We start from the raw sequence: 24,992 nt of genomic DNA on the forward strand, positions 1-24,992 counted from the left end.
CCGGGTGAGGGACGCCTCTGGAAGGGTCAGGGGGCTCATGAAGAGGGGGACACCGTTTCCCGGTGTCCCCCTCGGGGCCGCTAGTCGCGCGCCGCGATCAGATGCTCGGCGTGTTCCTGGAGCGAGCGCACGCCCACGTCTCCGTGGTTGAGCGCGTCGATGCCCTGGACGGCGGCGGCGAGCGCCTGCACCGTCGTCAGGCACGGGACCGAGCGGGCCACCGCCGCCGTGCGGATCTCGTAGCCGTCGAGTCGGCCGCCGGTGCCGTACGGCGTGTTGACGATGAGGTCGACCTCGCCGTCGTGGATGAGCTGCACGATGGTCTTCTCGCCGTTCGGGCCCTCGCCCTCGCTCTGCTTGCGCACGATCGTGGCGTGGATGCCGTTGCGCTTGAGCACCTCGGCCGTGCCGGAGGTGGCCATCAGCTCGAAGCCGTGGGCGACGAGTTCACGCGCCGGGAAGATCATCGAGCGCTTGTCCCGGTTGGCGACCGAGATGAACGCGCGGCCCTTGGTGGGCAGCGGGCCGTACGCGCCGGCCTGCGACTTGGCGTACGCCGTGCCGAAGACGGAGTCGATGCCCATGACCTCGCCGGTGGAGCGCATCTCCGGGCCGAGCACGGTGTCGACGCCGCGGCCGTGGATGTCGCGGAAGCGCGACCACGGCATGACGGCCTCCTTGACGGAGATCGGCGCGTCGAGCGGCAGGGTGCCGCCGTCGCCGTTCGCGGGGAGCAGGCCCTCGGCGCGCAGCTCGGCGACGGTCGCGCCCAGCGAGATGCGGGCGGCGGCCTTCGCGAGCGGCACCGCGGTCGCCTTCGAGGTGAAGGGGACGGTGCGCGAGGCGCGCGGGTTGGCCTCCAGGACGTAGAGGATGTCCCCGGCCATCGCGAACTGGATGTTGATGAGGCCGCGGACGCCGACGCCCTTGGCGATCGCCTCCGTCGAGGCGCGCAGCCGCTTGATGTCGAAGCCGCCGAGGGTGATCGGGGGCAGGGCGCACGCCGAGTCGCCGGAGTGGATGCCGGCCTCCTCGATGTGCTCCATGACGCCGCCGAGGTAGAGCTCCTCGCCGTCGTACAGCGCGTCGACGTCGATCTCGATGGCGTCGTCGAGGAAGCGGTCGACCAGGACCGGCCGGGAGGGGCTGATCTCGGTCGACTCGGCGATGTAGGAGGACAGCCGGGTCTCGTCGTAGACGATCTCCATGCCGCGTCCGCCGAGGACGTACGAGGGGCGCACCAGAACGGGGTAGCCGATCTCGTCGGCGATGGCCTTGGCCTCGGCGAAGGTGGTGGCGGTGCCGTGCTTGGGGGCCGGCAGACCGGCCTCGGCGAGGACCCGTCCGAAGGCGCCGCGGTCCTCGGCGGCGTGGATCGCCTCGGGCGAGGTGCCGACGACCGGTACGCCGTTGTCCTTGAGCGCCTGCGCGAGGCCCAGCGGGGTCTGGCCGCCGAGCTGGACGATGACACCGGCGATCGGGCCGGCCAGCGACTCCGCGTGCACGATCTCCAGCACGTCTTCCAGCGTCAGCGGCTCGAAGTACAGGCGGTCGGAGGTGTCGTAGTCCGTGGAGACGGTCTCGGGGTTGCAGTTGACCATCACGGTCTCGTAGCCCGCGTCGCTCAGGGCGAAGGAGGCGTGGACGCAGGAGTAGTCGAACTCGATGCCCTGGCCGATGCGGTTGGGGCCCGAGCCCAGGATGATCACCGCGGGCTTCTCGCGCGGCGCGACCTCGGTCTCCTCGTCGTAGGAGGAGTAGAAGTACGGGGTCTTCGCGGCGAACTCGGCGGCGCAGGTGTCGACCGTCTTGTAGACCGGGCGCACGCCGAGCGCGTGCCGCACCTCGCGGACGACGTCCTCGCGCAGCCCGCGGATCTCGGCGATCTGGGTGTCGGAGAAGCCGTGCCGCTTGGCCTCGGCGAGCAGCTCGGGGTGGAGCTTGTCGGCGGCGGCCAGCTCGTCGGCGATCTCCTTGATCAGGAAGAGCTGGTCGACGAACCACGGGTCGATCTTCGTGGACTCGAAGACCTCCTCGGGCGTGGCGCCCGCGCGGATGGCCTGCATGACGGAGTTGATGCGGCCGTCGGTGGGGCGGACGGCCTCGCGCAGCAGCTCGGTCTTGTCACCGGGGTCGCCCACGAAGGTGAACTGGCTGCCCTTCTTCTCCAGCGAGCGCAGCGCCTTCTGGAGCGCCTCGGTGAAGTTGCGGCCGATCGCCATGGCCTCGCCGACCGACTTCATGGTGGTCGTCAGGGTGGAGTCGGCGGAGGGGAACTTCTCGAAGGCGAAACGCGGGGCCTTGACGACGACGTAGTCGAGGGTCGGCTCGAAGGAGGCCGGGGTCTTCTCGGTGATGTCGTTCGGGATCTCGTCGAGCGTGTAGCCGACGGCGAGCTTGGCCGCGATCTTGGCGATGGGGAAGCCGGTCGCCTTGGAGGCGAGGGCGGAGGACCGCGAGACGCGCGGGTTCATCTCGATGACGATGACGCGGCCGTCGTCGGGGTTGATCGCGAACTGGATGTTGCAACCACCGGTGTCGACGCCGACCTCGCGGATGATCGCGATGCCGATGTCACGCAGCCGCTGGTACTCGCGGTCGGTGAGCGTCATGGCCGGGGCGACGGTGATGGAGTCGCCGGTGTGCACGCCCATCGGGTCGAAGTTCTCGATGGAGCAGACGACCACGACGTTGTCGTTCTTGTCGCGCATCAGCTCCAGCTCGTACTCCTTCCAGCCGAGGATGGACTCCTCCAGGAGCACCTCGGTGGTCGGGGAGAGCGTGAGGCCCTGGCCGGCGATGCGGCGCAGCTCGTCCTCGTCGTGGGCGAAGCCGGAACCGGCGCCGCCCATGGTGAAGGAGGGGCGCACGACGACGGGGTAGCCGCCGAGCGTGTCGACGCCCGCGATCACGTCGTCCATGGAGTGGCAGATCACGGACCGGGCGGACTCGCCGTACCCGATCTTCTCGCGCACGGCCTCGACGACGCCCTTGAACAGGTCGCGGTCCTCGCCCTTGTTGATCGCCTCGACGTTGGCGCCGATCAGTTCGACGCCGTACTTCTCCAGCACACCCTGCTCGTGCATGGAGATGGCGGTGTTGAGGGCCGTCTGGCCGCCGAGGGTCGGCAGCAGGACGTCGGGGCGCTCCTTGGCGATGATCTTCTCGACGAACTCGGGGGTGATCGGCTCGACGTAGGTGGCGTCGGCGATCTCCGGGTCGGTCATGATCGTCGCCGGGTTGGAGTTGACGAGGATGACCCGCAGGCCCTCGGCGCGCAGGACGCGGCACGCCTGGGTGCCGGAGTAGTCGAACTCGGCGGCCTGGCCGATGACGATCGGGCCGGAGCCGATGACCAGGACGGACTGGATATCGGTGCGCTTAGGCACGCTGGCCCTCCATCAGGGATACGAAGCGGTCGAACAGGTAGGCGGCGTCGTGCGGTCCTGCCGCCGCTTCGGGGTGGTACTGGACGCTGAAGGCCGGCTGGTCGAGCAGCTGGAGGCCCTCCACCACGTTGTCGTTGAGGCAGACGTGGGAGACCTCGGCGCGGCCGAAGGGGGTCTGGGAGACCTCGTCGAGCGGGGCGTCGACGGCGAAGCCGTGGTTGTGCGCGGTGACCTCGACCTTGCCGGTCGTACGGTCCTGCACCGGCTGGTTGATGCCGCGGTGGCCGTACTTGAGCTTGTACGTGCCGAAGCCGAGCGCGCGGCCGAGGATCTGGTTGCCGAAGCAGATGCCGAACAGCGGCGTCCTCCGGGCGAGGACCTCGCGCATCACGGCGACGGGACCGTCGGCGGTGGCGGGGTCACCGGGGCCGTTGGAGAAGAAGACGCCGTCCGGGTTCACGGCGTAGACGTCCTCGGCGGTGGCCGTCGCGGGCAGCACGTGGACCTCGATGCCGCGTTCGGCCATCCGGTGCGGGGTCATGCCCTTGATGCCCAGGTCGACGGCGGCGACGGTGAACTTCTTCGTGCCGATGGCGGGGACGACGTACGTCTCCTTGGTGGCGACCTCGGCGGAGAGGTTCGCGCCCGTCATCTCGGGCGCCTGGCGCACCTGGGCGAGCATGGTGCCCTCGTCGGGCAGCGCGTTGCCGGAGAAGATGCCGACGCGCATGGCGCCGCGCTCGCGCAGGTGGCGGGTGAGGGCGCGGGTGTCGATACCGCTGATTCCGACGACGCCCTGGTTGCGCAGTTCGTCGTCCAGGGAGCGCCGCGAGCGCCAGTTGGAGGGCACGCGCGCGGGGTCGCGGACCACGTATCCGGCGACCCAGATCCGCTGCGACTCGGGGTCCTCGTCGTTGACGCCGGTGTTGCCGACGTGCGGGGCGGTCATCACCACGACCTGGCGGTGGTACGACGGGTCGGTGAGGGTCTCCTGGTAGCCGGTCATGCCGGTGGAGAACACCGCTTCGCCGAAGGTCTCCCCCACGGCCCCGTAGGAGCGGCCGCGGAAGACCCGGCCGTCCTCAAGGACGAGTACGGCGGGAAGCGCCTTCTCCCTCTGCGAGGCGTTCCCCTGGGTGGAGGTCGTCATCGTGCGCCTTCCGTTTCCGTCTTGTTGATCATGTCGTTCAGGGTGTCGGCCCATTCGTTGTGCTCGGCCGCGCGGTCGGAGCGGAATCCGGAGTCGAGGAGCCTGTCGCCGTGCGCCCAGGTGACGACCAGGAGTCCGCCCTCGGTGAGGACCTTGCCCGCGATGCCCTTGTCGAGCCGGGCCTCGCGCAGCTGCGAGGCCGGGATGAAGAAGTCGTCCGCTCCGGGGCGTACGACGTCGAGTCCCGCGTCCGTCAGGGTGAGCTCGACCCGGCTGCGCGTGCCCAGACCGTGCGCCACGATCCGGTCGAGCCACTGCCCGGCGGTGGTGGAGCCGTGGTAGCGGCCGCTCATGCCCAGTCTCGCCGGGCCGGTGTCTTCCGGCGCGGTGGGGAGCTCGGGCAGGTCGCCCTGGAGGGTGCCCCGCCACTTCCAGCCCTCGCGCATCAGCCAGTAGACGAGCGCCACGAAGAGGGCGAGACCGACGAGCCAGCCGATCCGGGCGGACCAGTCGGTCACTTCCGCGGACTTCTGGGCGGCGGCGATGGAGATGTGAGGTGTCACGCGAGCTTCCCGTCGACGAGTGTGGCCTTGCCCCGCAGCCAGGTGTGGGTGACCAGGCCCGGCAGCTCACGGCCCTCGTAGGGGGTGTTGCGGCTGCGCGAGGCGAAGCCGGCGGGGTCCACGGTCCCACGGTATGCCGTGTCCACGAGCGTGAGGTTGGCGGGCTCACCTGCCGAGACGGGACGTCCGTGGCCGGTGGCCCGGCCGATCGCGGCGGGCTTCACGGACATGCGGTCGGCGACGCCGGCCCAGTCCAGGAGCCCGGTCTCGACCATCGTCTGCTGGACGACGGACAGCGCGGTCTCCAGACCGACCATGCCCATCGCCGCGGCCGCCCACTCGCAGTCCTTGTCCTCGTGCGGGTGCGGCGCGTGGTCGGTGGCGACGATGTCGATCGTGCCGTCGGCCAGCGCCTCGCGCAGCGCCATGACGTCCCGCTCGGTGCGCAGCGGCGGGTTGACCTTGTAGACCGGGTTGTACGAGCGCACCAGTTCGTCCGTGAGGAGCAGGTGGTGCGGGGTGACCTCGGCGGTGACGTCGATGCCGCGGGACTTGGCCCAGCGGACGATCTCGACGGAGCCGGCGGTCGACAGGTGGCAGATGTGGACGCGGGAGCCGACGTGCTCGGCGAGCAGGACGTCCCGGGCGATGATCGACTCCTCGGCCACCGCGGGCCAGCCGCCGAGTCCGAGCTCGGCGGAGACGACGCCCTCGTTCATCTGGGCGCCCTCGGTGAGGCGGGGTTCCTGGGCGTGCTGGGCGACGACTCCGCCGAACGCCTTCACGTACTCGAGGGCTCGGCGCATGATCACCGCGTCGTCCACGCACTTGCCGTCGTCGGAGAAGACCGTGACGCCCGCGGCGGACTCGTGCATGGCGCCGAGCTCGGCGAGCTTCTTGCCCTCCAGGCCGACGGTGACGGCGCCGATGGGCTGCACGTCGCAGTAGCCGTGCTCCTGTCCGAGCCGGTAGACCTGCTCGACCACGCCGGCGGTGTCGGCGACCGGGAAGGTGTTGGCCATGGCGAACACGGCCGTGAAGCCGCCGCTCGCCGCGGCACGGGTGCCGGTCAGCACGGTCTCGGAGTCCTCGCGGCCCGGCTCGCGCAGATGGGTGTGCAGGTCGACCAGGCCCGGCAGCAGCACCTTGCCCTCGGCCTCCACGACCTCGGCGCCCTCGGCGGACAGCCCGGTGCCGACGGCCTCGATGACCTCGCCGTCGATCAGGACGTCCTGCGGCTCGCCGCCGAGCACCCGCGCACCACGGATAAGGATCTTGCTCATGGTCTTACTTCTCCTCGGTACGGGTGTGGGTGACGGCGGGCTCGTTGCCGCCCAGGAGCAGGTACAGGACGGCCATGCGGATGGAGACACCGTTGGCGACCTGCTCGACGACGGTGCAGCGCTCGGAGTCGGCGACCTCGGCGGTGATCTCCATGCCGCGGACCATCGGGCCGGGGTGCATCACGATGGCGTGCTCCGGCATTCTCGCCATGCGCTCGCCGTCGAGCCCGTAGCGACGCGAGTACTCGCGCTCGGTCGGGAAGAACGCCGCGTTCATCCGCTCGCGCTGCACGCGCAGCATCATCACGGCGTCGGACTTGGAGAGGGTGCTGTCGAGGTCGTACGAGATCTCGCAGGGCCAGCTCTCCACACCGACCGGCACCAGGGTGGGCGGGGCGACGAGGGTGACCTCGGCGCCGAGGGTGTGCAGCAGGTCGACGTTGGAGCGGGCGACGCGGCTGTGCAGGACGTCGCCGACGATCGTGATGCGCTTGCCTGACAGGTCCTGGCCGATCCCGGCGTCCCGGCCGACGAGCCGGCGGCGCATGGTGAAGGCGTCGAGCAGGGCCTGCGTGGGGTGCTGGTGGGTGCCGTCGCCTGCGTTGATCACGGCGGCGTCGATCCAGCCGGAGGTGGCGAGGCGGTAGGGGGCTCCCGAGGCGCCGTGCCGGATGACGACGGCGTCGACGCCCATCGCCTCCAGGGTCTGGGCGGTGTCCTTGAGGGACTCGCCCTTGGAGACGCTCGACCCCTTGGCGGTGAAGTTGATGACGTCGGCGGAGAGGCGCTTCTCGGCGGCCTCGAAGGAGATCCGGGTCCGCGTCGAGTCCTCGAAGAAGAGGTTGACGACGGTGCGGCCGCGCAGGGTCGGCAGTTTCTTGATCGGCCGGTCGGCGACCCGGGCCATCTCCTCGGCGGTGTCGAGGATCAGGACGGCGTCGTCGCGGGTGAGGTCGGCGGCCGAGATGAGATGACGCTGCATCTGTCAGGCTCCGTAAGGGAATTCAGGGAGGATTCGGGCATGCGGGCGCGCGGCGGCGCACTGCGGCGTGGGCCGGAGTGCTAGCGGGGCTCGCCCGTGGAGGTCCGCTTGGCACCGAGCAGCACGGTGTCGCGACCGTCCTCCTCGGCGAGCTGGACCTTGACCGTCTCCCGCAACGACGTGGGGAGGTTCTTGCCGACGTAGTCGGCGCGGATGGGCAGTTCGCGGTGGCCCCGGTCGACGAGGACGGCGAGCTGCACGGCGCGCGGCCGGCCGATGTCGTTCAGCGCGTCGAGCGCGGCGCGGATGGTGCGGCCGGAGAAGAGCACGTCGTCGACGAGGACGACGAGGCGGCCGTCGATGCCGTCACCGGGGATCTCGGTGCGGGCCAGCGCGCGCGGCGGGTGCATGCGCAGGTCGTCGCGGTACATCGTGATGTCGAGGGATCCGACCGGGATCTTGCGGTCGGTGATCTCTTCGAGCTTGTCGGCCAGCCTGCGGGCCAGGAAGACACCCCGGGTCGGGATGCCGAGGAGCACCACGTCGTCGGCGCCCTTGGCGCGTTCGACGATCTCGTGGGCGATGCGGGTCAGCACCCGGGCGATGTCGGGTGCCTCCAGCACGGGACGCGCGTCGGCCTCGTCGTGCTGCTTGTCGTGCTCGGTGTCCATGGGAAACGGACCTCCTTCTCCGCCTCACGGGACGGATCATTAAAGGACGTCGGATTTGCGCCATCAACGGTACCAGCCCGGCAACGCGGCTGATCACATCAGTTTGAGCCACCCCCGGTGACACCCGCCCGGGGCCGGTCGAAAATCCTTCGGCTTGACGGGGGAGAGTAACGCTGCGTAACCTCACAGTGAGTCACCAGCCGCGCGGCGGAGCCGCACGTTGATACAGCGTCCGGGGAGCTATATGTCCAGCGAATACGCCAAACAGCTCGGGGCCAAGCTCCGCGCCATCCGCACCCAGCAGGGCCTTTCCCTCCATGGCGTGGAGGAGAAGTCGCAGGGCCGCTGGAAGGCGGTCGTGGTCGGTTCGTACGAGCGCGGCGACCGCGCCGTCACCGTACAGCGTCTCGCCGAGCTGGCGGACTTCTACGGAGTGCCGGTCCAGGAACTGCTTCCGGGCACCACGCCGGGCGGGGCCGCCGAGCCGCCGCCGAAGCTGGTCCTCGACCTGGAGCGGCTGGCGCACGTGCCGGCCGAGAAGGCGGGCCCGCTCCAGCGCTACGCGGCGACGATCCAGTCCCAGCGCGGCGACTACAACGGCAAGGTGCTGTCGATCCGCCAGGACGACCTGCGCACTCTCGCCGTGATCTACGACCAGTCCCCCTCGGTCCTGACCGAGCAGCTGATCAGCTGGGGCGTCCTGGACGCGGACGCGCGCCGCGCGGTCGCCCACGACGAGGGCTGAATCTTCTAGGGACAGCTCAGCAGAAACGTGCCGCCGGGGTGGCCGGAACCTGATGGTTCCGGCCACCCCGGCGGCCGTCTGCGGGCCCGGGACGTCTTCCGGGTACGGGAACGCCGGAGGGCCCGCAGCGATCACGCTGCGGGCCCTCCGGCGTTCCGTACGCCCCCTCGGGGCCGTACGGCTCTGGCTGTCGGTCAGTCCTCGTCGCGGCGGAGCGACGGCTTCAGGTCCTTCAGCCGGCCCAGCAGGCCGTTCACGAACGAGGGCGACTCGTCCGTGGAGAACTCCTTCGCCAGCTGCACCGCCTCGTCGAGCACCACGGCGTCCGGGGTCTCGTCGACCCAGATCAGCTCGTAGGCACCGAGGCGCAGGATGTTGCGGTCGACGACCGGCATCCTGTCCAGCGTCCAGCCGACGGAGTACTGCGCGATGAGGTCGTCGATGCGCCGCGCCTTGACGGCGTAGCCCTCGACGAGCTCCATCGTGTATTCGCTGACCGGGGGCTGCCGGGTGTCTGACCGGGAGTGCCGGATCCAGTCCGCGAGGACCGTCAGGACGTCCACACCGCGCTGGTCGCCCTCGAAGAGGATCTGGAAGGCGCGCTTGCGGGCCGTGTTGCGGGCAGCCACGGTTAGCTGTTCACCCGGCCGAGGTAGTCGCTGGTGCGGGTGTCGACCTTGATCTTCTCACCGGTGGTGATGAAGAGCGGGACCTGGATCTGGTGACCGGTCTCCAGGGTGGCGGGCTTGGTGCCACCGGTGGAGCGGTCGCCCTGGACGCCGGGCTCGGTCTCCTGGATGACCAGCTCGACGGCGGCCGGCAGCTCGACGAAGAGCACCTCGCCCTCGTGCTGGGCCACGCTGGCCGTGAAGCCCTCGATCAGGAAGTTGGCGGCGTCGCCGACGGCCTTGCGGTCGACCATGAGCTGGTCGTAGGTCTCCATGTCCATGAAGACGAAGTACTCGCCGTCCATGTACGAGAACTGCATGTCGCGCTTGTCGATCGTGGCCGTCTCGACCTTGACGCCGGCGTTGAACGTCTTGTCGACGACCTTGCCGGAGAGCACGTTCTTCAGCTTGGTGCGCACGAAGGCCGGGCCCTTGCCGGGCTTGACGTGCTGGAACTCGACGACGGACCAGAGCTGGCCTCCGTCGAGCTTGAGCACCAGGCCGTTCTTGAGGTCGTTCGTGGAAGCCACGGTTGCGGAATCTCCTGGACTGACGTGGACGACCCCGGCGCTCGCGCGCAGCCCGGAAGCTAGAGCGCGAGCAGTTCCTTGGTCGTGATGGTGAGTAGCTCGGGTCCGCCGTCCGCCTCAGGGCGTACGACGAGCGTGTCATCGATCCTGACACCGCCCCGGCCCGGAAGGTGGACCCCCGGTTCGACGGTGACCGGCACGCAAGCGTCCAGTTTACCCATGGCCGCGGGGGCAAGCTGCGGGTCCTCGTCGATTTCGAGCCCGACACCGTGCCCCGTCAGGGGTGGAAGACCTTCGGTATGGCCGCCGGAGTCCAGTACCTGGCGGGCCGCGCGGTCCACGTCGCGGTAGGCGGCGCCGGGTGCCAGCGCCTCCCGTCCGGCCCGCTGGGCGGCGAAGACGAGGTCGTACAGCTCGATCTGCCAGTCGGCCGGCGAGGTGCCGATCACGAAGGTACGACCGATCTCACACCGGTAGCCGCGGTAGGTCGCGCCGAGGCACACGGAGAGGAAGTCGCCCTCCTCGACACGCCGGTCGGTGGGACGGTGACCCCGGCGTCCCGAGTTCGGTCCTGTGCCCACCGAGGTCGCGAAGGCCGGTCCGTCCGCGCCGTGGTCGACGAGCCTGCGCTCCAGCTCCAGGGCCAGATGGCGTTCCGTGCGGCCGACGAGGATCGATTCGAGGAGTTCACCGAGCGCCTGGTCGGCGATCTCGGCGCCGATCCGCAGCGCGGAGATCTCCTCCTCGTCCTTGATCACGCGCAGCTGTTCCACCGCTCCGCCCAGGTCGGCCAGGCGCAGGTGCGGCGCGACCGAACCGAGGGCACGGTGGCGGGTCACGGTCAGGTGGTGTTCCTCGACCGCGAGGGACTCGGCTCCCTGGCCGGCCGCGAGTCCGGCGGCGGCGACGGCCGGATCGCCTCCGGCGCGGGGAAGCACCCGGACGTCCAGCGCCTCGTCGGGGCGCCCTTCCGAGGGCTCGCCGGTCGGCGGGCCGCCGCACAGCAGCAGATCCCCGTCGCTCCCGAGCAGGAGCACCGCGCCGGGCGGCGCGGCGCCGGCGAGATACCTCACGTTGGCGGGACGGGTGACGAGCGCTGCCGCGCTGCCGCCCGCCGTACAGCGCTCCCGGAGCCGCTCTCTGCGGGTCGCGTACACCTCTGGCATGCACCGAGCCTACGAGCGCGGGGCCGATGCCGCCGGTCCAGAGGGCCGGACGGGTATCCCCCGGCCGGGAGGCGCGGACGCGGTGCCCTTCACGAACCCGCCGGCAGGGATTCCCTACGGCCGGGTTCCCCCCGCGCGGGGATTCCTCGCGGCCGGGTTCCCGCTACAGGGCGGCCGGGTTCCCGCGAGCAGGGAGGCAGCGCCTAGGCACGGGCGGAGCCTCCTGAGCGCGGCCTGCGGCCCCCTCCCGCGCGGGTGGAGCCTCCGGACGGTCTCCGAGGTGCGCGCCCACCGGCGGACCGCTCCTGGGTGCGCGCGCCCTCGGCGGACCGCCCCTGGGTGCGCGCGCCCACCGGCGGACCGCCCCTCGCCGGACACGGCCGCGGACGGGCCCCGCCGGGGACGGCATCGTGCCGGTGCGGCGGCGTTCCCGGCGGCTCGATTCGGTGCCCGGGTGCTCGGGCTCAGCGGCGCGAAGGGGCGGGCTGCCTCACCACTGCGGTGGGCTGGCGATCGAGCGGGCCAGGACGTCGTCCAGGACGCGGGCCGTGGTCGCCACGTCGAGCTGGGAGTTGTCGATGATCGGGAGCCCGGAGCCGTACCAGCCCGCCATGCGGCCGTGGATCCGCGCGACCTCCTCGTCACTGAGCCTGCGGTTGCCCGAGCGCTCCGCGTTGCGCTCCAGGACCACCTCCAGGCCCGGCAGGAGCACGACCGGCAGCAGCCCGGGACCCACGTGCCGCTTCCAGCCGCCGAGGCCGACGACCGGCCGGTCCGGGAAGACGGCGTCGTCCAGGATGCACGAGATGCCGTTGGCCAGGAAGTTGCGGGCGGCGAAGCCGCAGGTGCGGCGGGCGAGCCGATACTGCGCCTCGGAATGGTCGTTCCATCCGGACTGCGGGTCGGCGAAGCCCGAGCGCACCCATTCGCGTACGTCGTCGAGGCTGATGTGGGCCGTGGGCACCCGGCGGTGATCCGCCCAGTACTTGGCGACGCTGGTCTTCCCGGCGCCCGCGGGGCCGATGAGCAGGACGGCGAGCGTGGTCGCCGCCGGGTCGGGCGCGCCCGTGGCGGCCTGCGGGTTCGGCATGGCCACCGAGACGCCCGGGGGCAGCCGCACATGCCCGGTGCTGTCCGGCGCGGGCGGCCCGGAGGGATGCGGCGGAGGCTGCGCCGACGGGTGCTGAGGATGCTGGGGCGGGTGCGCCGACGGGTGCTGAGGATGCTGGACCGGCGGGTGCTGCGGAGGCTGCTGGGGCATCTGGTGCGGTGGCAGATGGTGCTGCGGTGTCTGGGCGGGCGGGGCGCCGGGCGGCACCGGCGCTCCGGCGAAGCCCGGCGCGGAGCCCTGCTGCCCCGGATACTGTCCGGCCGGCGGCCATCCGGCGGCCGGCCCTTGCCCCGGCTGGTGGGGCGGCGGCAGCGGAGCCCCCACTGCGTGCTGCATCCGGTGCCACTCCGTCTCGTACAGGCGATGTGCGCTGGCGGACGGGACCCGGTCCCGTCGCTACCGAACGGTACCTTCCCCGGCCGTCGTTGTGTGAACGGCCGGGGACCGTGCGAAGTGCCCGGGAAGGAGAGGCAAAACGGGCTGAGCAGGTGTCCTTCGGACGATAAGGCCCCGCGGGGCGCGGCCCGTTACTCGCCGACCTCGCCGTAGGCCGCGAGCAGGACGGCCGGATCCGGGCCCTCCAGGACGGTCGGCTTGGCCAGGCCGTCGAGGACGATGAAGCGCAGCAGGTCGCCGCGGGACTTCTTGTCGATCTTCATGTTCTCCACGAGCTTGGGCCACTGGTCGTAGCGGTAGCTCAGCGGGAGACCGACGGACTCCAGGATCGTGCGGTGCCTGTCGGCGGTCGCGTCGTCCAACCGGCCCGCGAGACGGCCGAGTTCGGCGGCGAAGTGCATGCCGACGGAGACGGCGGCGCCGTGCCGCCACTTGTAGCGCTCGTTCTTCTCGATGGCGTGGGCGAGCGTGTGACCGTAGTTGAGGATCTCGCGCAGCCCCGACTCCTTGAGGTCGCCGGAGACGACCTCGGCCTTGACCTTGATGGAGCGCTCGATCAGCTCGGCGGTGTGCGGTCCTGCCGGCGTCCGGGCCGCCTCGGGGTCGGACTCGATGAGCTCCAGGATCACCGGGTCGGCGATGAAGCCGGCCTTGATGATCTCCGCGAGCCCGGAGACGTAGTCGTTGACCGGCAGCGAGTCGAGCGCGGCCAGGTCGCAGAGCACGCCCGCGGGCGGGTGGAAGGAGCCCACCAGGTTCTTGCCCTCGGCGGTGTTGATGCCGGTCTTGCCGCCGACCGCAGCGTCCACCATGGCGAGCACGGTGGTGGGGACGGCGATCCAGCGGACCCCGCGCAGCCAGGTCGCCGCCACGAAACCGGCGAGGTCCGTGGTGGCGCCCCCGCCGACGCCGACGACCACGTCGGTACGGGTGAAGCCGGACTGGCCCAGCGCCTTCCAGCAGTAGGCGGCGACCTCGGCGGTCTTGGCCTCCTCGGCGTTCGGCACCTGGATGGCGACGGTCTCGAAGCCCTGCTCCGCCAGGTCGGCGCGGAGCGCCTCACCGGTGTCGGCGAGTGCCTCGGGGTGGATCACGGCGACCCGCTTGGCCCTGTCGCCGATCAATCCGCCGAGCTCGCCGAGGAGTTGACGGCCGATCAGGACCTCGTAGGGGTCGGTGCCCGCACTGCCGCCGACCTGGACACGGGTCACTGCCTCGCTCATGCTTCCTTCAACTCCAGTGCGTCGAGGACCGCTTGGGCGACCTCATCGGGGGTGCGTCCGTCGGTCGCCACGACCGCGCGGGCGACTTCGGTGTACAGATGGCGGCGCGCCTCCATCAGCTCGCGCCACTGCTTGCGGGGGTTGACGGCGAGCAGCGGCCGGGCCACGTTCAGGCCGGTGCGCTGGACCGCCTCCTCCACCTCCATGGAGAGGTAGACGACCTGGTGCCCGGCGAGCAGCGCGCGGGTGTCGGCGTCGAGGACCGAGCCGCCGCCCAGGGCCAGCACCCCGTCGTGTCCGGCGAGCGCCTCGCGCACCGCCCGCTTCTCGATCGCGCGGAACGCGGGCTCGCCCTCGTCGACGAAGATGTCGGCGATGCTGCGGCCCTCGGCGGCCACGATGTCGTCGTCCGTGTCCCGGTAGACGCAGCCCAGCCGCTCCGCGACGAGCGCGCCCACCGTGGACTTGCCGACTCCCATGGGGCCGACCAGGACCAGCCGTGGGACGGTCACCGGATGACCAGGTTCTCGAGGTAGGACCGGACGTTGCGGCGGGTCTCGGTGACCGAGTCGCCGCCGAACTTCTCGGCCACCGCGTCCGCGAGGACGAGGGCGACCATGGCCTCGGCGACGATGCCTGCGGCCGGGACGGCGGAGACGTCGGAGCGCTGGTGGTGGGCCTTGGCGGCCTCGCCGGTGGAGACGTCGACGGTGGCCAGCGCGCGCGGCACGGTGGCGATCGGCTTCATCGCGGCGCGGACGCGCAGCAGCTCGCCGGTGCTCAGACCGCCCTCGGTGCCGCCGGCGCGGCCCGACGTGCGCCTGATGCCCTCGGGTGTGTTGACGATCTCGTCGTGGGCCTGGGAGCCGGGCACCCGGGCCATCTCGAAGCCGTCGCCGATCTCGACGCCCTTGATCGCCTGAATGCCCATCAGGGCTCCGGCGAGACGGGCGTCCAGCTTGCGGTCCCAGTGCACGTGCGAGCCGAGGCCCACCGGTACGCCGTACGCGAGCACCTCGACGACACCGCCGAGCGTGTCGCCGTCCTTGTGGGCCTGGTCGACCTCCGCGACCATCGCCTTCGAGGCGTCGGCGTCCAGGCAGCGCAGCGGGTCCGCGTCGAGCTTCTCGACGTCGGCCGGGGTGGGGTAGTTGCCCTGCGGGGCCTTCACGGAGCAGAGCTCGACCACGTGCGAGACGATCTCGATCCCGGCCGTCTCCTTCAGGTACGAGCGGGCGACGGCGCCGAGCGCGACGCGGGCCGCGGTCTCGCGGGCGGAGGCGCGCTCCAGGATCGGGCGGGCCTCGTCGAAGCCGTACTTCTGCATGCCGGCGAGGTCGGCGTGGCCGGGCCTCGGGCGGGTCAGCGGGGCGTTGCGGGCGAGGTCGGCGAGGATCTGCGGGTCGACCGGGTCGGCCGCCATGACCTGGTCCCACTTGGGCCATTCGGTGTTGCCGACCATGACCGCGACCGGTGAGCCGAGGGTGAGGCCGTGCCGTACGCCGCCGAGGAAGGTGACCTCGTCGCGCTCGAACTTCATCCGGGCACCGCGTCCATAGCCCAGTCGCCGCCGGGCGAGGTGGTCCGCCACCATCTCCGTGGTGATCGGGACGCCGGCGGGAAGGCCCTCCAGCGTCGCGACGAGTGCGGGACCGTGGGACTCCCCCGCGGTCAGCCAGCGCAAACTGCTCAACGGTGCTCCTCATCCTCGCGCCCTGTACTGCTGCTGCGTACACGTCTCCTCGCGTACAGCGACGGCGCGACCGGGTGCGCGGCCCTGGCCCGCCACGTCCGATCCTCCCACGTCCGGGGACGGGAACCGGCCGCAGGTCCATAAAGCGGACGCTCGCGGCCGGGGCACGGGCTCCCACGCACCCCGCCGGGGCCTCGTCGGGACGGCACGTGCCGGACCGCACGGGTTCCTCCCCGCCGGACTCGGCGGACCCGGGATGCGGGGGGGGTCGGTCAGGTCCTAGCGCTCGGCGAGGGCGTGTTCGCCGGCCTTGCGCATGGCGAGGAGGGGGGCCGGGGCGCGTCCGGTCATCTGCTCGACCTGGAGCACGGCCTGGTGCACCAGCAGATCGAGACCGCCGACCACGGCTCCGCCGTACGCGGACCAACGCGCCGCGAGCTCGGTCGGCCAGGGGTCGTACAGCACGTCGAAGAGGGTCGTGGGGCGCCCGGGGACGGCTGCGGCCAGCGCGTCCGTGGTGCCGGCCGGTGTCGTGGCGATCACCAGCGGCGCCCGCAGGGCCCGCTCCGCGTCGGCCCAGTCCTCGGTGCGCACCTCGATGCCGAGGCGCTCGCCCCACTGCCGCATCTCGGCGGCCCGCTCCCGGCTGCGGACGTACGCGACGACCTCACCGGTGCAGATCCGCGCGAGGGCGGCCAGCGCGGAGGAGGCGGTGGCGCCGGCGCCGAGGACGGCGGCCGAGTCCACCTGCTCGATCCCCCGCTCGCGCAGGGCGGCGACCATCCCCGGGACGTCGGTGTTGTCCCCCAGGCGGCGCCCGTCCTCGGTGAACACGACGGTGTTGACGGCCTCGACGGAGGCGGCCGTGTCACTGATCCCGTCGAGCAGCGGCATGACGGCCCGCTTGAGCGGCATGGTCAGCGACAGTCCGGCCCACTCCGGCCCCAGGCCCTCGACGAAAGCGGGCAGCGCCGCCTCGTCGACCTCGAACCGGTCGTACGTCCAGTCGCCGAGGCCCAGTTCCCGGTAGGCCGCGCGGTGCAGGACCGGGGAGAGGGAGTGGGCGATCGGCGAACCGAGCACGGCGGCCCGGCGGGCATCAGTTGCCCGAGCTGGCATTGAACTTTTCCTTCAGTTTCTCGAACTGGGCCAAGGTCTTGGCGAATTCCGTGTTGTTCTGGCCGTCGGTCGCCACGAAGTACATCCAGCCGTCCTTCGTGGGGTTGAACACGGCCCTGAAGGCGTCGTCACCCGGGTTGCCGATGGGACCCGGCGGCAGGCCCCGGTGGTAATACGTGTTGTACGGGTCCGGGTTGCTGTTGATCTCGGACTCGCCGATATGAATCTTGCTCTGGCCCTTCAGGTAATTGAAGGTCGAGTCGAACTGGAGCTTCTGATTGGTCTCGGTGTTGGTGCTCTTGAGGCGGTTGTAGACGACCTCGGCCATCTTGCGGTAGTCGTCGTGCGTCTTGCCTTCCGCCTGCACCAGGCTCGCGACCGTGACCACCTGGAGCGGGTTCTCCAGCTTGAGCGCCTTCGCCTTCGCCACGAGACCCATCGCCGCGTACCTCCTGTTGGCCTCCGCGACCATGCTCTTGAGTACGCTCTCGGGCTTCATGCCCTTGGCGGCGGGATACGTGAGCGGGTACAGGAACCCCTCCAGGGGGTCCTTTATGTCCTTGTTGCTGTTCGCCCAGCTCGGAAGTCCGAGGGACTTGTATTCCTTCTTGGCGACGGCGCTCGTGGTGCCCTTGGCGAGCCCGAGCTTCTCGTCGATATTCGCGTACACCTCGGCATTGCGACGTCCCGGAGGCACGGTCACATTGTTCTGGCTCTTGGGGTCGAGCATGAGCGCGACGGCGCTCTTGGCCGACATCCCCTTGCGCAGGATGTAGGCGCCCGCCTGAATCGACTTTCCCTTGGGATTCTCGGCCTGGGCGGACACGAACGCGTCCACGCTCTTGACGACACCGGCCGCCTTGAGTTTCTGGCCGATCACATAGCCGCCCTCGCCCTTGCCGATCTCGACGGGAACCTGTCCCGTACCCTCGCCGGCGAAATCGGGGGCCGCGCCGAAACGATTCTGGTAGTAGTGGTAGCCGTAGAGCCCGGCCCCGGCGAGACCACCGCCGAAGACCACGACGACCAGCAGGCAGGCGCAGCCGCTGCGGCGCTTCTTGCCCTTGCCGCCGGCGCGTTCCTTGCCGCCGCCCCGCTCCTTGCGGCCACGGCCCTTCTTCGGGTCGTCGTCCTCGTCGAAGTCGTCGTCATCGTCGTCGGCGCCGGAGAAGAAGGCGTGCTCGCCCTGGTCGGGTCCCGGGTCCCAGTCCGTCTCGGGCTCGGGTTCGGGCTCGCGACGCCGGGCCGGCGGCTCGGGCGGCGGATAGGCGTCGGGGGTGTTGTAGTGGTCGGGCTGTTCACCCGTGTACTGGCCGCCGTAGGGGTCGGCGGGGTCGCCCGCGTACGGCACCTGGGACTGCGAGCCGGTGCCGTTGTCGGCGTACTGCTGCCGGCCCTGATCCGGATACTGCTGCTGCCCCTGACCGGGGTACTGCTGCTGCCCCTGCCCCGGGTACGCCTGCTGGCCCTGGCCGGGGTACTGCTGCTGCCCCTGGCCCGGGTACTGCTGCTGCCCTTGCCCCTGGTACGGCTGCTGCCCCTGACCGGGGTACTGCTGCTGCCCCTGACCCGGGTACTGCTGCTGCCCTTGCCCCTGGTACGGCTGCTGCCCCTGGTCGGGATACTGCTGACCGCCCTGGAACTGCTGGTCCTGATACTGCTGCCGGCCGGGGTACTGCCCGTGCCGGCCCTGCGGCTCGTACTGCTGCTGGCCCTGGTACTGCTGGCCCTGGCCCCAGTCGCCCTGCTGCTGCGGATAGTGCTGCGGCTGGCCGCCGTCGTAGGCGGACTGGCCGTCGGCGGCCTGTCCGCCCCATCCGCCGTCCCCGTACAACGGGTCCTCCGGATGCCACGGTTCGGAGCCAGAGCCCCGGCCATACTCAGTCATCGATCCCCTACGAGCCGCGAGCCGGAAGCTGCCGGCTCTCGTGGCCCGGCGTCCGTCCGCCTCTTTACTGTGCGACGGCTGTTCGAACCCACCGCATCGGGCGGAACGTTACCGTATCGCGATCACATGACCACTTCGACGCCCTCGCCGGGAGATGTGCCTGACACCCGTTCGGATTCCAGTGCCTGCTGAAGGATGATGACGGCGGCGGCCTGGTCGATCACCGACCGGCCCTTCTTCGACTTCACGCCCGCGGCGCGCAGCCCCTGGCCGGCCGTGACCGTGGTCATCCTCTCGTCCACGAGCCGCACCGGGACGGGAGCGATCCCGCCCGCGAGCTCCTGGGCGAAGGCACGGACCTTGACGGCGGCGGGGCCCTCGCCCCCCTTGAGGGAGCGAGGGAGTCCGACGACGACCTCGATCGGCTCGTACTCCTCGACCAGCTGCTTCAGCCGGCGGTGGGCGGCCGGGATGTCACGTCCCGGGACCGTCTCCACCGGAGTCGCGAGGATCCCGTCGGGGTCGCACGAGGCGACCCCGATCCGGGCGTCCCCGACGTCGATCGCGAGCCGGCGTCCTCTTCGCATCTTCTCGGCCGATTCTTACTTCGCCGCGGCCACGAGGCGCTGCACGGCGTCGATGGCCTCGCCGACGGCGGCGGGGTTCTGACCGCCGCCCTGGGCGACGTCCGGCTTGCCGCCACCGCCGCCACCGAGGGTCTTGGCGGCGCCGCGGACCAGTTCGCCGGCCTTCAGACCCCGCTCGCGGGCGGCCTCGTTGGTGGCGATGACCGTCAGCGGCTTGCCGCCCACGACCGTGAACAGGGCCACGACCGCGGCCCGTCCGCCCTGGATCCGGCCGCGCACGTCGAGGACCAGCTTTCGCAGGTCGTCGGCGCCCGTGCCGTCCGGGACCTGGCCGGTGACCAGGGCCACGCCGTTGACGTCCTTGGCGGACTCGACGAGACCGGCGGCGGCCTGGAGGACCTTCTCCGCGCGGAACCGCTCGATCTCCTTCTCGGCGTCCTTCAGCTTGCCGAGCATGGCGGAGACCTTCTCCGGAAGCTCCTCCGGGCGGCCCTTGACCAGCTCCTGGAGCTGGGCGACGACCGTGTGCTCACGGGCCAGGAAGTTGTAGGCGTCGACGCCGACGAGGGCCTCGATGCGCCGCACGCCGGAACCGATGGACGACTCGCCGAGCAGCTTCACCAGACCCAGCTGGGCGGTGTTGTGCACGTGCGTGCCGCCGCACAGCTCCTTGGAGAAGTCGCCGATCGTCACGACACGGACGCGCTCGCCGTACTTCTCGCCGAACTCGGCGATGGCGCCCTGCTTCTTGGCCTCGTCGATGCTCATGACCTCGGCCTGGACGTCCAGGTCGCGGGCGAGCACCTCGTTGATCTGCTGCTCGACGTCCGTCATCACGGCCGTCGGGACGGCGGACGGGGAGCCGAAGTCGAAACGGAAGCGGCCGGGCTGGTTCTCGGAACCGGCCTGGGCGGCCGTCGGACCGAGAGCGTCGCGCAGCGCCTGGTGCGTGAGGTGCGTGGCCGAGTGGGCGCGGGCGATGGCCTTGCGACGGCGTACGTCGATGGTGGCCTGGACCTTGGCGCCGACGGTGGCCTCGCCGACCTGGACGACGCCCTTGTGGACGTACACACCCGGGACGGGCTTCTGGCAGTCGCGGATCTCGATGACGGCTCCGGTGTCGACCCGGATGCGGCCGGTGTCACCGATCTGGCCGCCGCCCTCGGCGTAGAAGGGGGTGCGGTCGAGGACGATCTCGACCTCGTCGCCCTCGGTGGCGGCCGGGGAGGAGACGCCGTCGACCAGGATGCCGACGATCGTCGACTCGGCCTCGGTGCCGTCGTACCCGACGAAGTCGGTCTCACCGGCGGCGTCGGCGATCTGACGGTAGGCGCCGAGGTCGGCGTGGCCCGTCTTCTTGGCGCGGGCGTCGGCCTTGGCCTTGTCCCGCTGCTCCTTCATCAGGCGGCGGAAGCCGTCCTCGTCCACCGACAGGCCCTGTTCGGCGGCCATTTCGAGGGTGAGGTCGATCGGGAAGCCCCAGGTGTCGTGGAGCAGGAAGGCCTTGTCGCCGGCGAGGACCGTGCCGCCCGACGACTTGGTGTCGGTGATGGCCGTGTCGAGGATGTTCGTGCCGGCCTTCAGCGTCTTGAGGAAGGCGGCCTCCTCGGCGAGGGCCACGGTCTCGATCCGCTGCCGGTCGGTGACCAGCTCCGGGTACTGCTGGCCCATCATGCCGATGACGACGTCGATGAGGTCCTTGACGACCGGTCCGGTGGCGCCGAGCAGCCGCATGTTGCGGATGGCGCGGCGCATGATGCGGCGCAGTACGTAGCCGCGGCCTTCGTTGCCGGGGCTCACACCGTCGCCGATGAGCATGACGGAGGTGCGCATGTGGTCGGTGACCACACGCAGCGAGACGTCGGAGGCGTGGGCGGCGCCGTACTCGACACCCGTCAGCTCGGTGGCCTTGTTGATGACGGCCATCGAGGTGTCGATCTCGTACATGTTCTGTACGCCCTGGAGAATCATCGCGAGGCGTTCCAGGCCGAGGCCCGTGTCGATGTTCTTGCTGGGCAGCTCGCCGAGGATCTCGAAGTCGTCCTTCGAGATGCCCTCGCCGCGCTCGTACTGCATGAAGACCAGGTTCCAGATCTCCACGTACCGCTCGTCGTTGACGGCCGGGCCGCCCTCGACGCCGAACTCGGGGCCGCGGTCGTAGTTGATCTCGGAGCACGGACCACAGGGGCCCGGGACGCCCATGGACCAGTAGTTGTCCTTCTTGCCCAGGCGCTGGATGCGCTCGGACGGGACGCCGATCTTGTCGCGCCAGATGGTCTCGGCCTCGTCGTCGTCGAGGTAGACCGTGATCCACAGACGCTCGGGGTCGAGGCCGTAACCACCCTTGTCCTGGGGCGAGGTGAGCAGCTCCCAGGCGTAGGTGATGGCACCTTCCTTGAAGTAGTCCCCGAAGGAGAAGTTGCCGCACATCTGGAAGAACGTGCCGTGGCGGGTGGTCTTGCCGACCTCTTCGATGTCGGGCGTGCGCACGCACTTCTGCACGCTGGTGGCGCGCGCCCAGGGGGCCTTGACCTCGCCGAGGAAGTACGGCTTGAAGGGGACCATGCCGGCGGGGACCAGGAGCAGAGTCGGGTCGTCCGCGATGAGCGACGCCGAAGGGACGACGGTGTGACCGCGCTCCTCGTAGAAGCTCAACCAGCGGCGGCGGATTTCAGCCGACTCCATCAGTGGTCCTCATTCCGGTTGTACGAGTACGTCGTGTTGTCGATGTACTTGATCTGCTTGCTGTCGCCGGACTGCCCGCCGCCGAGCGCGCGGAGGCGGCGCTGCGTGGGCAGTTCGGGGTCCGGCTGCCCGTTCAGCCCGAGCACCTCGCCGAGTTCGGCCTCTCGCTGGGCCATCCCGTCGCGGACGTCGAGCGCGAACTCCTTGAGCCGGTGGCCCGCGTCGATCGCCTTGTTGGCGGCCTGTGCCGCGAGGCTCTCGGGGGTCAGCTGCCTGAGCTTGCGGTTTACCTTGGTGGTGGCCCATACACCCGCGGCTGCGCCCGCGGTGAACCAGAACGTACGGCGGAACATCGCTGCGTCAGTCCTTCTTCCGCTTTCCCCGCCGCGCGGACGGGACGGTGCGGCCCACGATCACGGTACGCCGGGACGCTTTGTCGGGCACATTCTCACGACGGCCTCCGATGGCCCGGCGCACGCCGTAGCCGAACGCCGCGACCTTGACCAGCGGGCCGCCGAACGTGGAGGCGACGGTCGTCGACAGCGCCGAGGCGTTCGACGTGACCTCCTGGACGTCCGACGCGATGGCGTCGACCCGGTCGATCTGTGTCTGCGCGGAGCGCACGGCTGCCGAGGCGTCGGCCAGGAGCGGAACGGCCTGCTCGGTCACGTCCGCCACGAGCTTGGTGGTCGCCCTGAGCGTCTGGGCCAGCCTCACCAGCGCGACGGCGAGGAAGGAGACCAGGATCGCCCAGAAGACGGCCACCAGGATCCCGGCCACCTCACCACCGGACACTGTGCACCCGCTCCCTGACTGTGTGCCTGAACATCGAAAAGTCGTCACCCGAGCCTATCGCGCCGGGGCCGTGGCTCCGTACCGCATTTATCCGCTCGGGAGTGTGGAGTTGCGCGAACCGATTGTACGGAGCGCTAACGGGTCAGTACGCTCCGTATCTCATGCACCGTTCTCACCCCGCCCGGCGCTCCGGTCCCGCCGCACCGGGCAATCTGCCCCTGGAACTCGACGCGTTCGTGGGGCGCTCCGAGGAGCTCGCCCGGCTGGCCGAGGCGCTGGAGTCGGTCCGGCTGGTCACCGTGACCGGCATGGGAGGCGTCGGAAAGACGCGCCTGGCCGTGCGCGCGGCCGCGGCGACGGACCCGCGGGACGGGGTGTGGCGCGTGGACCTGTCCGCGGTGCACGATCCGGAACTCGTCGAGTACGCGGTGGCCGAGGCGCTCGGTCTGACGGACCACACGGCGAAGCCGCAGCGCCAGGTGCTGCTCGATCACGTCGCCCGGCGCCGGCTCCTGCTGGTCCTGGACGGCTTCGAGCATCTGGTGGACGTCAGCGCCTCACTGGTGGGCGAGTTGCTGCGGCGGGCGCCGGGGCTGCGGGTGCTGGCGGTGGGGCGCAGACCGCTGGACATCGCGGGCGAGCGGGTGTTCCCGCTGGCCTCGCTGGCCGCGGCGGAGGCGGTCGAGCTGTTCGCGGACCGGGCGGCGGCCCGGGTGCCCGGGTTCGCGCTGGACGAGGGGACCAGGTCCGACGTCCTGGAGCTGTGCCGGCGTCTGGACGGGATCCCGCTGGCGCTGGAGCTGGCGGCGGGGCGCGTCGGCGCCCTCTCCCCCGGGCAGCTGCTCGCCCGGCTCGAGGACCGGTTCCGGCTGCTGACCGGCGGTGTGCGCGACGCGCCGCCGCGGCACCGGACGCTGCGGACGGCGATCGGCTGGAGCCACGAGTTGTGCACACCTGCGGAGCGGCTGCTGTGGGCACGCCTTTCGGTGTTCGCCGGGCAGTTCGACCTGGAGGCCGCCGAGTACGTGTGCAGCGGGGAAGGACTGCCCGCTGACGACGTCCTGGACGTGCTCGGCGAGCTGCTCGCGCAGTCGGTGCTGTCACGCGAGGAGACCACGGCGGGCGTGCGCTACCGGATGCTGGACACGGTCCGGGCCTACGGAGCCAACTGGCTGGAGGCGACGGGCGACGCGGAGCGGCTGCGCCGGCGCCACCGCGACTGGTACATGGGCCTGGTCACCTGGTGCGAGCTGGACTGGTTCTCGCCGCGGCAGGGCGAGGTGGCACAGCGCGTGGAGACGGAACTGCCCAATGTCCGCCGCGCGCTCGAGTACTCGCTGACCGAACCCGGCGAGGCGCATCTGGGCCAGTATCTGGCGGGCGCGCTGTGGTTCTACTGGGTCGGCTGCGGGCGGCTGTCGGAGGGGCGGCACTGGCTGGAGCGCAGCGTCGAGCTCGACGGCGACCGCGACCAGTCACGGCTGAAGGCCCTGTGGGTGCTCGGCTATGTGGCGGTCCTCCAGGGGGACTCGGTGCCCGCGCTGTCCGCGCTCCAGGAGTGCCGTGAGGAGGCGGAGCGCTGCGAGAACGCGGTCGCGGTGGCGTACGCGGAACACCGCACCGGCTGTCTTGCCCTGGTCTCGGACGACATGGCGCGCGCCGAGGTGCTGCTGCGCTCGGCGCTGGACCGCTATCACGAGATCGGGGAGCTCAACAGCAACGTGCTGATGGGCCAGGTCGAACTGGCGATGGCCCTGGCCTTCCAGGGCGACATGCCGGCCGCGGTGAAACTGTGCGAGGACGTCCGCGGGGTGTGCGAGGACCACGGGGAGCGCTGGGCGCTCGCGTACGCGCTGTACGTCCTCGCCTACCAGGCCCACTCCGAGGGCGATCACGCGAGGGCCCGCGGTCTGCTGGAGCAGGGGCTCGGGATCGCGAACGGTTTCCACGATCTGCTCGGTGCCGTTCTCGCGGTCGAGCTGCTCGCCCTGGTCACGGTGGTGGAGGGGGACGCCGCCGAGGCCGCACTGCTCCAGGGGGCGGCGTCGCGGATGTGGCCGTCGGTGGGCCTACCGCTGTTCGGTTCGGCGTACTACAACGCGCCGCACGAGCGGTGCGCGGCCCTTTCCCGGCAGCAGCTGGGCGACGAGCGGTACGAGGAGTGCGTACGCGCGGGAGAGCTGCTCGGGCAGGACGCGGCCGTCGCGCGGGCGCTCGGCGGGGCCGGGGTGCCGGCGCTCGGGGCGGTGCCGTCGCAGCGACGACTGCCCCCGGACGTGCGAGAGCCCGCCGTCTCGCCCACCTCGAAGGGCGGGGAGACGACGGGCTGACGTTGACGCGCAGGTGGT

The 24,992-nt window shown here is 70.9% G+C and carries 21 protein-coding genes; 2 read left to right on the forward strand and 19 right to left on the reverse strand.

Annotated elements, in window-relative coordinates; all coding sequences use genetic code 11:
* Window positions 1-80: 80 nt before the first annotated feature.
* From carB to pyrR, 6 genes are all read right to left on the reverse strand, one after another.
* Window positions 81-3,389: a carbamoyl-phosphate synthase large subunit gene (carB, locus tag WJM95_RS04585; RefSeq protein WP_339128170.1), complete on the reverse strand. Its 3,309-nt coding sequence runs from the start codon at window positions 3,387-3,389 to the stop codon at window positions 81-83.
* Window positions 3,382-4,539, reverse strand: a complete 1,158-nt coding sequence (gene carA / locus WJM95_RS04590) for a glutamine-hydrolyzing carbamoyl-phosphate synthase small subunit (RefSeq protein ID WP_339128171.1) — start codon at window positions 4,537-4,539, stop codon at window positions 3,382-3,384. The genes carB and carA overlap by 8 nt, the downstream gene beginning before the upstream one ends.
* A complete protein-coding gene (locus WJM95_RS04595; protein ID WP_339128172.1) occupies window positions 4,536-5,102 on the reverse strand; it encodes a hypothetical protein in 567 nt (188 codons plus the stop codon). Before WJM95_RS04595 ends, carA begins: the two co-directional genes overlap by 4 nt.
* On the reverse strand, window positions 5,099-6,385 hold the full coding sequence (locus WJM95_RS04600; protein WP_339128173.1) for a dihydroorotase: 1,287 nt from the start codon (window positions 6,383-6,385) through the stop codon (window positions 5,099-5,101). Before WJM95_RS04600 ends, WJM95_RS04595 begins: the two co-directional genes overlap by 4 nt.
* A 4-nt stretch (window positions 6,386-6,389) precedes the next feature.
* Window positions 6,390-7,367 carry an aspartate carbamoyltransferase catalytic subunit gene (locus WJM95_RS04605; RefSeq protein ID WP_339128174.1) on the reverse strand — a complete coding sequence of 326 codons (978 nt, stop codon included), beginning with the start codon at window positions 7,365-7,367 and terminating at the stop codon, window positions 6,390-6,392.
* Between the two features lie 80 nt (window positions 7,368-7,447).
* Window positions 7,448-8,038 carry a bifunctional pyr operon transcriptional regulator/uracil phosphoribosyltransferase PyrR gene (pyrR, locus tag WJM95_RS04610; RefSeq protein WP_339128175.1) on the reverse strand — a complete coding sequence of 197 codons (591 nt, stop codon included), beginning with the start codon at window positions 8,036-8,038 and terminating at the stop codon, window positions 7,448-7,450.
* Window positions 8,039-8,282: 244 nt separating this feature from the next.
* Between pyrR and bldD the strand changes: the two genes are divergently transcribed.
* Window positions 8,283-8,783 carry a transcriptional regulator BldD gene (gene bldD / locus WJM95_RS04615; RefSeq protein WP_037621142.1) on the forward strand — a complete coding sequence of 167 codons (501 nt, stop codon included), beginning with the start codon at window positions 8,283-8,285 and terminating at the stop codon, window positions 8,781-8,783.
* A gap of 194 nt (window positions 8,784-8,977) precedes the next feature.
* On the opposite strand, the gene nusB is transcribed toward bldD, so the two are convergent.
* From nusB to WJM95_RS04680, 13 genes are all read right to left on the reverse strand, one after another.
* Window positions 8,978-9,412 (reverse strand): transcription antitermination factor NusB, encoded by a 435-nt coding sequence (gene nusB / locus WJM95_RS04620; protein WP_339128176.1) that lies wholly within the window; start codon window positions 9,410-9,412, stop codon window positions 8,978-8,980.
* A gap of 2 nt (window positions 9,413-9,414) precedes the next feature.
* Window positions 9,415-9,981 carry an elongation factor P gene (gene efp / locus WJM95_RS04625; RefSeq protein ID WP_339128177.1) on the reverse strand — a complete coding sequence of 189 codons (567 nt, stop codon included), beginning with the start codon at window positions 9,979-9,981 and terminating at the stop codon, window positions 9,415-9,417.
* Between the two features lie 59 nt (window positions 9,982-10,040).
* A complete protein-coding gene (locus tag WJM95_RS04630) occupies window positions 10,041-11,147 on the reverse strand; it encodes an aminopeptidase P family protein (RefSeq protein WP_339128178.1) in 1,107 nt (368 codons plus the stop codon).
* Window positions 11,148-11,637: 490 nt separating this feature from the next.
* Window positions 11,638-12,594 carry an AAA family ATPase gene (locus tag WJM95_RS04635; protein ID WP_339128179.1) on the reverse strand — a complete coding sequence of 319 codons (957 nt, stop codon included), beginning with the start codon at window positions 12,592-12,594 and terminating at the stop codon, window positions 11,638-11,640.
* A gap of 191 nt (window positions 12,595-12,785) precedes the next feature.
* Entirely contained in the window at window positions 12,786-13,877 is a 1,092-nt protein-coding gene (aroB, locus tag WJM95_RS04640; RefSeq protein ID WP_339128180.1) for a 3-dehydroquinate synthase, read from the reverse strand.
* Window positions 13,874-14,356 carry a shikimate kinase gene (locus WJM95_RS04645; RefSeq protein WP_339135351.1) on the reverse strand — a complete coding sequence of 161 codons (483 nt, stop codon included), beginning with the start codon at window positions 14,354-14,356 and terminating at the stop codon, window positions 13,874-13,876. Before WJM95_RS04645 ends, aroB begins: the two co-directional genes overlap by 4 nt.
* Window positions 14,357-14,385: 29 nt before the next feature.
* Window positions 14,386-15,570 carry a chorismate synthase gene (aroC, locus tag WJM95_RS04650; RefSeq protein WP_339128181.1) on the reverse strand — a complete coding sequence of 395 codons (1,185 nt, stop codon included), beginning with the start codon at window positions 15,568-15,570 and terminating at the stop codon, window positions 14,386-14,388.
* A gap of 279 nt (window positions 15,571-15,849) precedes the next feature.
* Entirely contained in the window at window positions 15,850-16,689 is an 840-nt protein-coding gene (locus WJM95_RS04655; protein ID WP_339128182.1) for a shikimate dehydrogenase, read from the reverse strand.
* The gene (mltG, locus tag WJM95_RS04660) at window positions 16,670-18,577 is read right to left on the reverse strand and encodes an endolytic transglycosylase MltG (protein WP_339128183.1); all 1,908 of its coding nucleotides are present in this window, start codon (window positions 18,575-18,577) and stop codon (window positions 16,670-16,672) included. Before mltG ends, WJM95_RS04655 begins: the two co-directional genes overlap by 20 nt.
* A gap of 122 nt (window positions 18,578-18,699) precedes the next feature.
* Complete coding sequence (ruvX, locus tag WJM95_RS04665; RefSeq protein WP_339128184.1) at window positions 18,700-19,164, reverse strand: Holliday junction resolvase RuvX; 465 nt, start codon at window positions 19,162-19,164, stop codon at window positions 18,700-18,702.
* 15 nt (window positions 19,165-19,179) lie between these two features.
* A complete protein-coding gene (alaS, locus tag WJM95_RS04670; RefSeq protein ID WP_339128185.1) occupies window positions 19,180-21,849 on the reverse strand; it encodes an alanine--tRNA ligase in 2,670 nt (889 codons plus the stop codon).
* A complete protein-coding gene (locus tag WJM95_RS04675; RefSeq protein ID WP_339128186.1) occupies window positions 21,849-22,202 on the reverse strand; it encodes a DUF6167 family protein in 354 nt (117 codons plus the stop codon). The genes alaS and WJM95_RS04675 overlap by 1 nt, the downstream gene beginning before the upstream one ends.
* Window positions 22,203-22,209: 7 nt before the next feature.
* The gene (locus WJM95_RS04680) at window positions 22,210-22,644 is read right to left on the reverse strand and encodes a DUF948 domain-containing protein (protein WP_037621162.1); all 435 of its coding nucleotides are present in this window, start codon (window positions 22,642-22,644) and stop codon (window positions 22,210-22,212) included.
* A 161-nt stretch (window positions 22,645-22,805) separates the two neighbouring features.
* Here WJM95_RS04680 and WJM95_RS04685 point away from each other — a divergent pair, with 161 nt between their 5' ends.
* Complete coding sequence (locus WJM95_RS04685; RefSeq protein ID WP_339128187.1) at window positions 22,806-24,974, forward strand: AAA family ATPase; 2,169 nt, start codon at window positions 22,806-22,808, stop codon at window positions 24,972-24,974.
* Window positions 24,975-24,992: the final 18 nt, after the last annotated feature.

The sequence above is a fragment of the Streptomyces sp. f51 genome (genome assembly GCF_037940415.1).
In the GTDB taxonomy this organism is placed as follows: Bacteria; Actinomycetota; Actinomycetes; order Streptomycetales; family Streptomycetaceae; genus Streptomyces.

What these genes read in the sequence shown, in the direction of transcription:
- carA (WP_339128171.1), bottom strand. Translation starts at nt 4,539, where the DNA reads ATGACGACCTCCACCCAGGGGAACGCCTCGCAGAGGGAGAAGGCGCTT.
- WJM95_RS04600 (WP_339128173.1), bottom strand. Translation starts at nt 6,385, where the DNA reads ATGAGCAAGATCCTTATCCGTGGTGCGCGGGTGCTCGGCGGCGAGCCG.
- WJM95_RS04605 (WP_339128174.1), bottom strand. Translation starts at nt 7,367, where the DNA reads ATGCAGCGTCATCTCATCTCGGCCGCCGACCTCACCCGCGACGACGCC.
- pyrR (WP_339128175.1), bottom strand. Translation starts at nt 8,038, where the DNA reads ATGGACACCGAGCACGACAAGCAGCACGACGAGGCCGACGCGCGTCCC.
- bldD (WP_037621142.1), top strand. Translation starts at nt 8,283, where the DNA reads ATGTCCAGCGAATACGCCAAACAGCTCGGGGCCAAGCTCCGCGCCATC.
- WJM95_RS04630 (WP_339128178.1), bottom strand. Translation starts at nt 11,147, where the DNA reads ATGCCAGAGGTGTACGCGACCCGCAGAGAGCGGCTCCGGGAGCGCTGT.
- WJM95_RS04635 (WP_339128179.1), bottom strand. Translation starts at nt 12,594, where the DNA reads ATGCAGCACGCAGTGGGGGCTCCGCTGCCGCCGCCCCACCAGCCGGGG.
- aroB (WP_339128180.1), bottom strand. Translation starts at nt 13,877, where the DNA reads ATGAGCGAGGCAGTGACCCGTGTCCAGGTCGGCGGCAGTGCGGGCACC.
- WJM95_RS04645 (WP_339135351.1), bottom strand. Translation starts at nt 14,356, where the DNA reads ATGGGAGTCGGCAAGTCCACGGTGGGCGCGCTCGTCGCGGAGCGGCTG.
- WJM95_RS04655 (WP_339128182.1), bottom strand. Translation starts at nt 16,689, where the DNA reads ATGCCAGCTCGGGCAACTGATGCCCGCCGGGCCGCCGTGCTCGGTTCG.
- mltG (WP_339128183.1), bottom strand. Translation starts at nt 18,577, where the DNA reads ATGACTGAGTATGGCCGGGGCTCTGGCTCCGAACCGTGGCATCCGGAG.
- ruvX (WP_339128184.1), bottom strand. Translation starts at nt 19,164, where the DNA reads ATGCGAAGAGGACGCCGGCTCGCGATCGACGTCGGGGACGCCCGGATC.
- alaS (WP_339128185.1), bottom strand. Translation starts at nt 21,849, where the DNA reads ATGGAGTCGGCTGAAATCCGCCGCCGCTGGTTGAGCTTCTACGAGGAG.
- WJM95_RS04675 (WP_339128186.1), bottom strand. Translation starts at nt 22,202, where the DNA reads ATGTTCCGCCGTACGTTCTGGTTCACCGCGGGCGCAGCCGCGGGTGTA.
- WJM95_RS04685 (WP_339128187.1), top strand. Translation starts at nt 22,806, where the DNA reads ATGCACCGTTCTCACCCCGCCCGGCGCTCCGGTCCCGCCGCACCGGGC.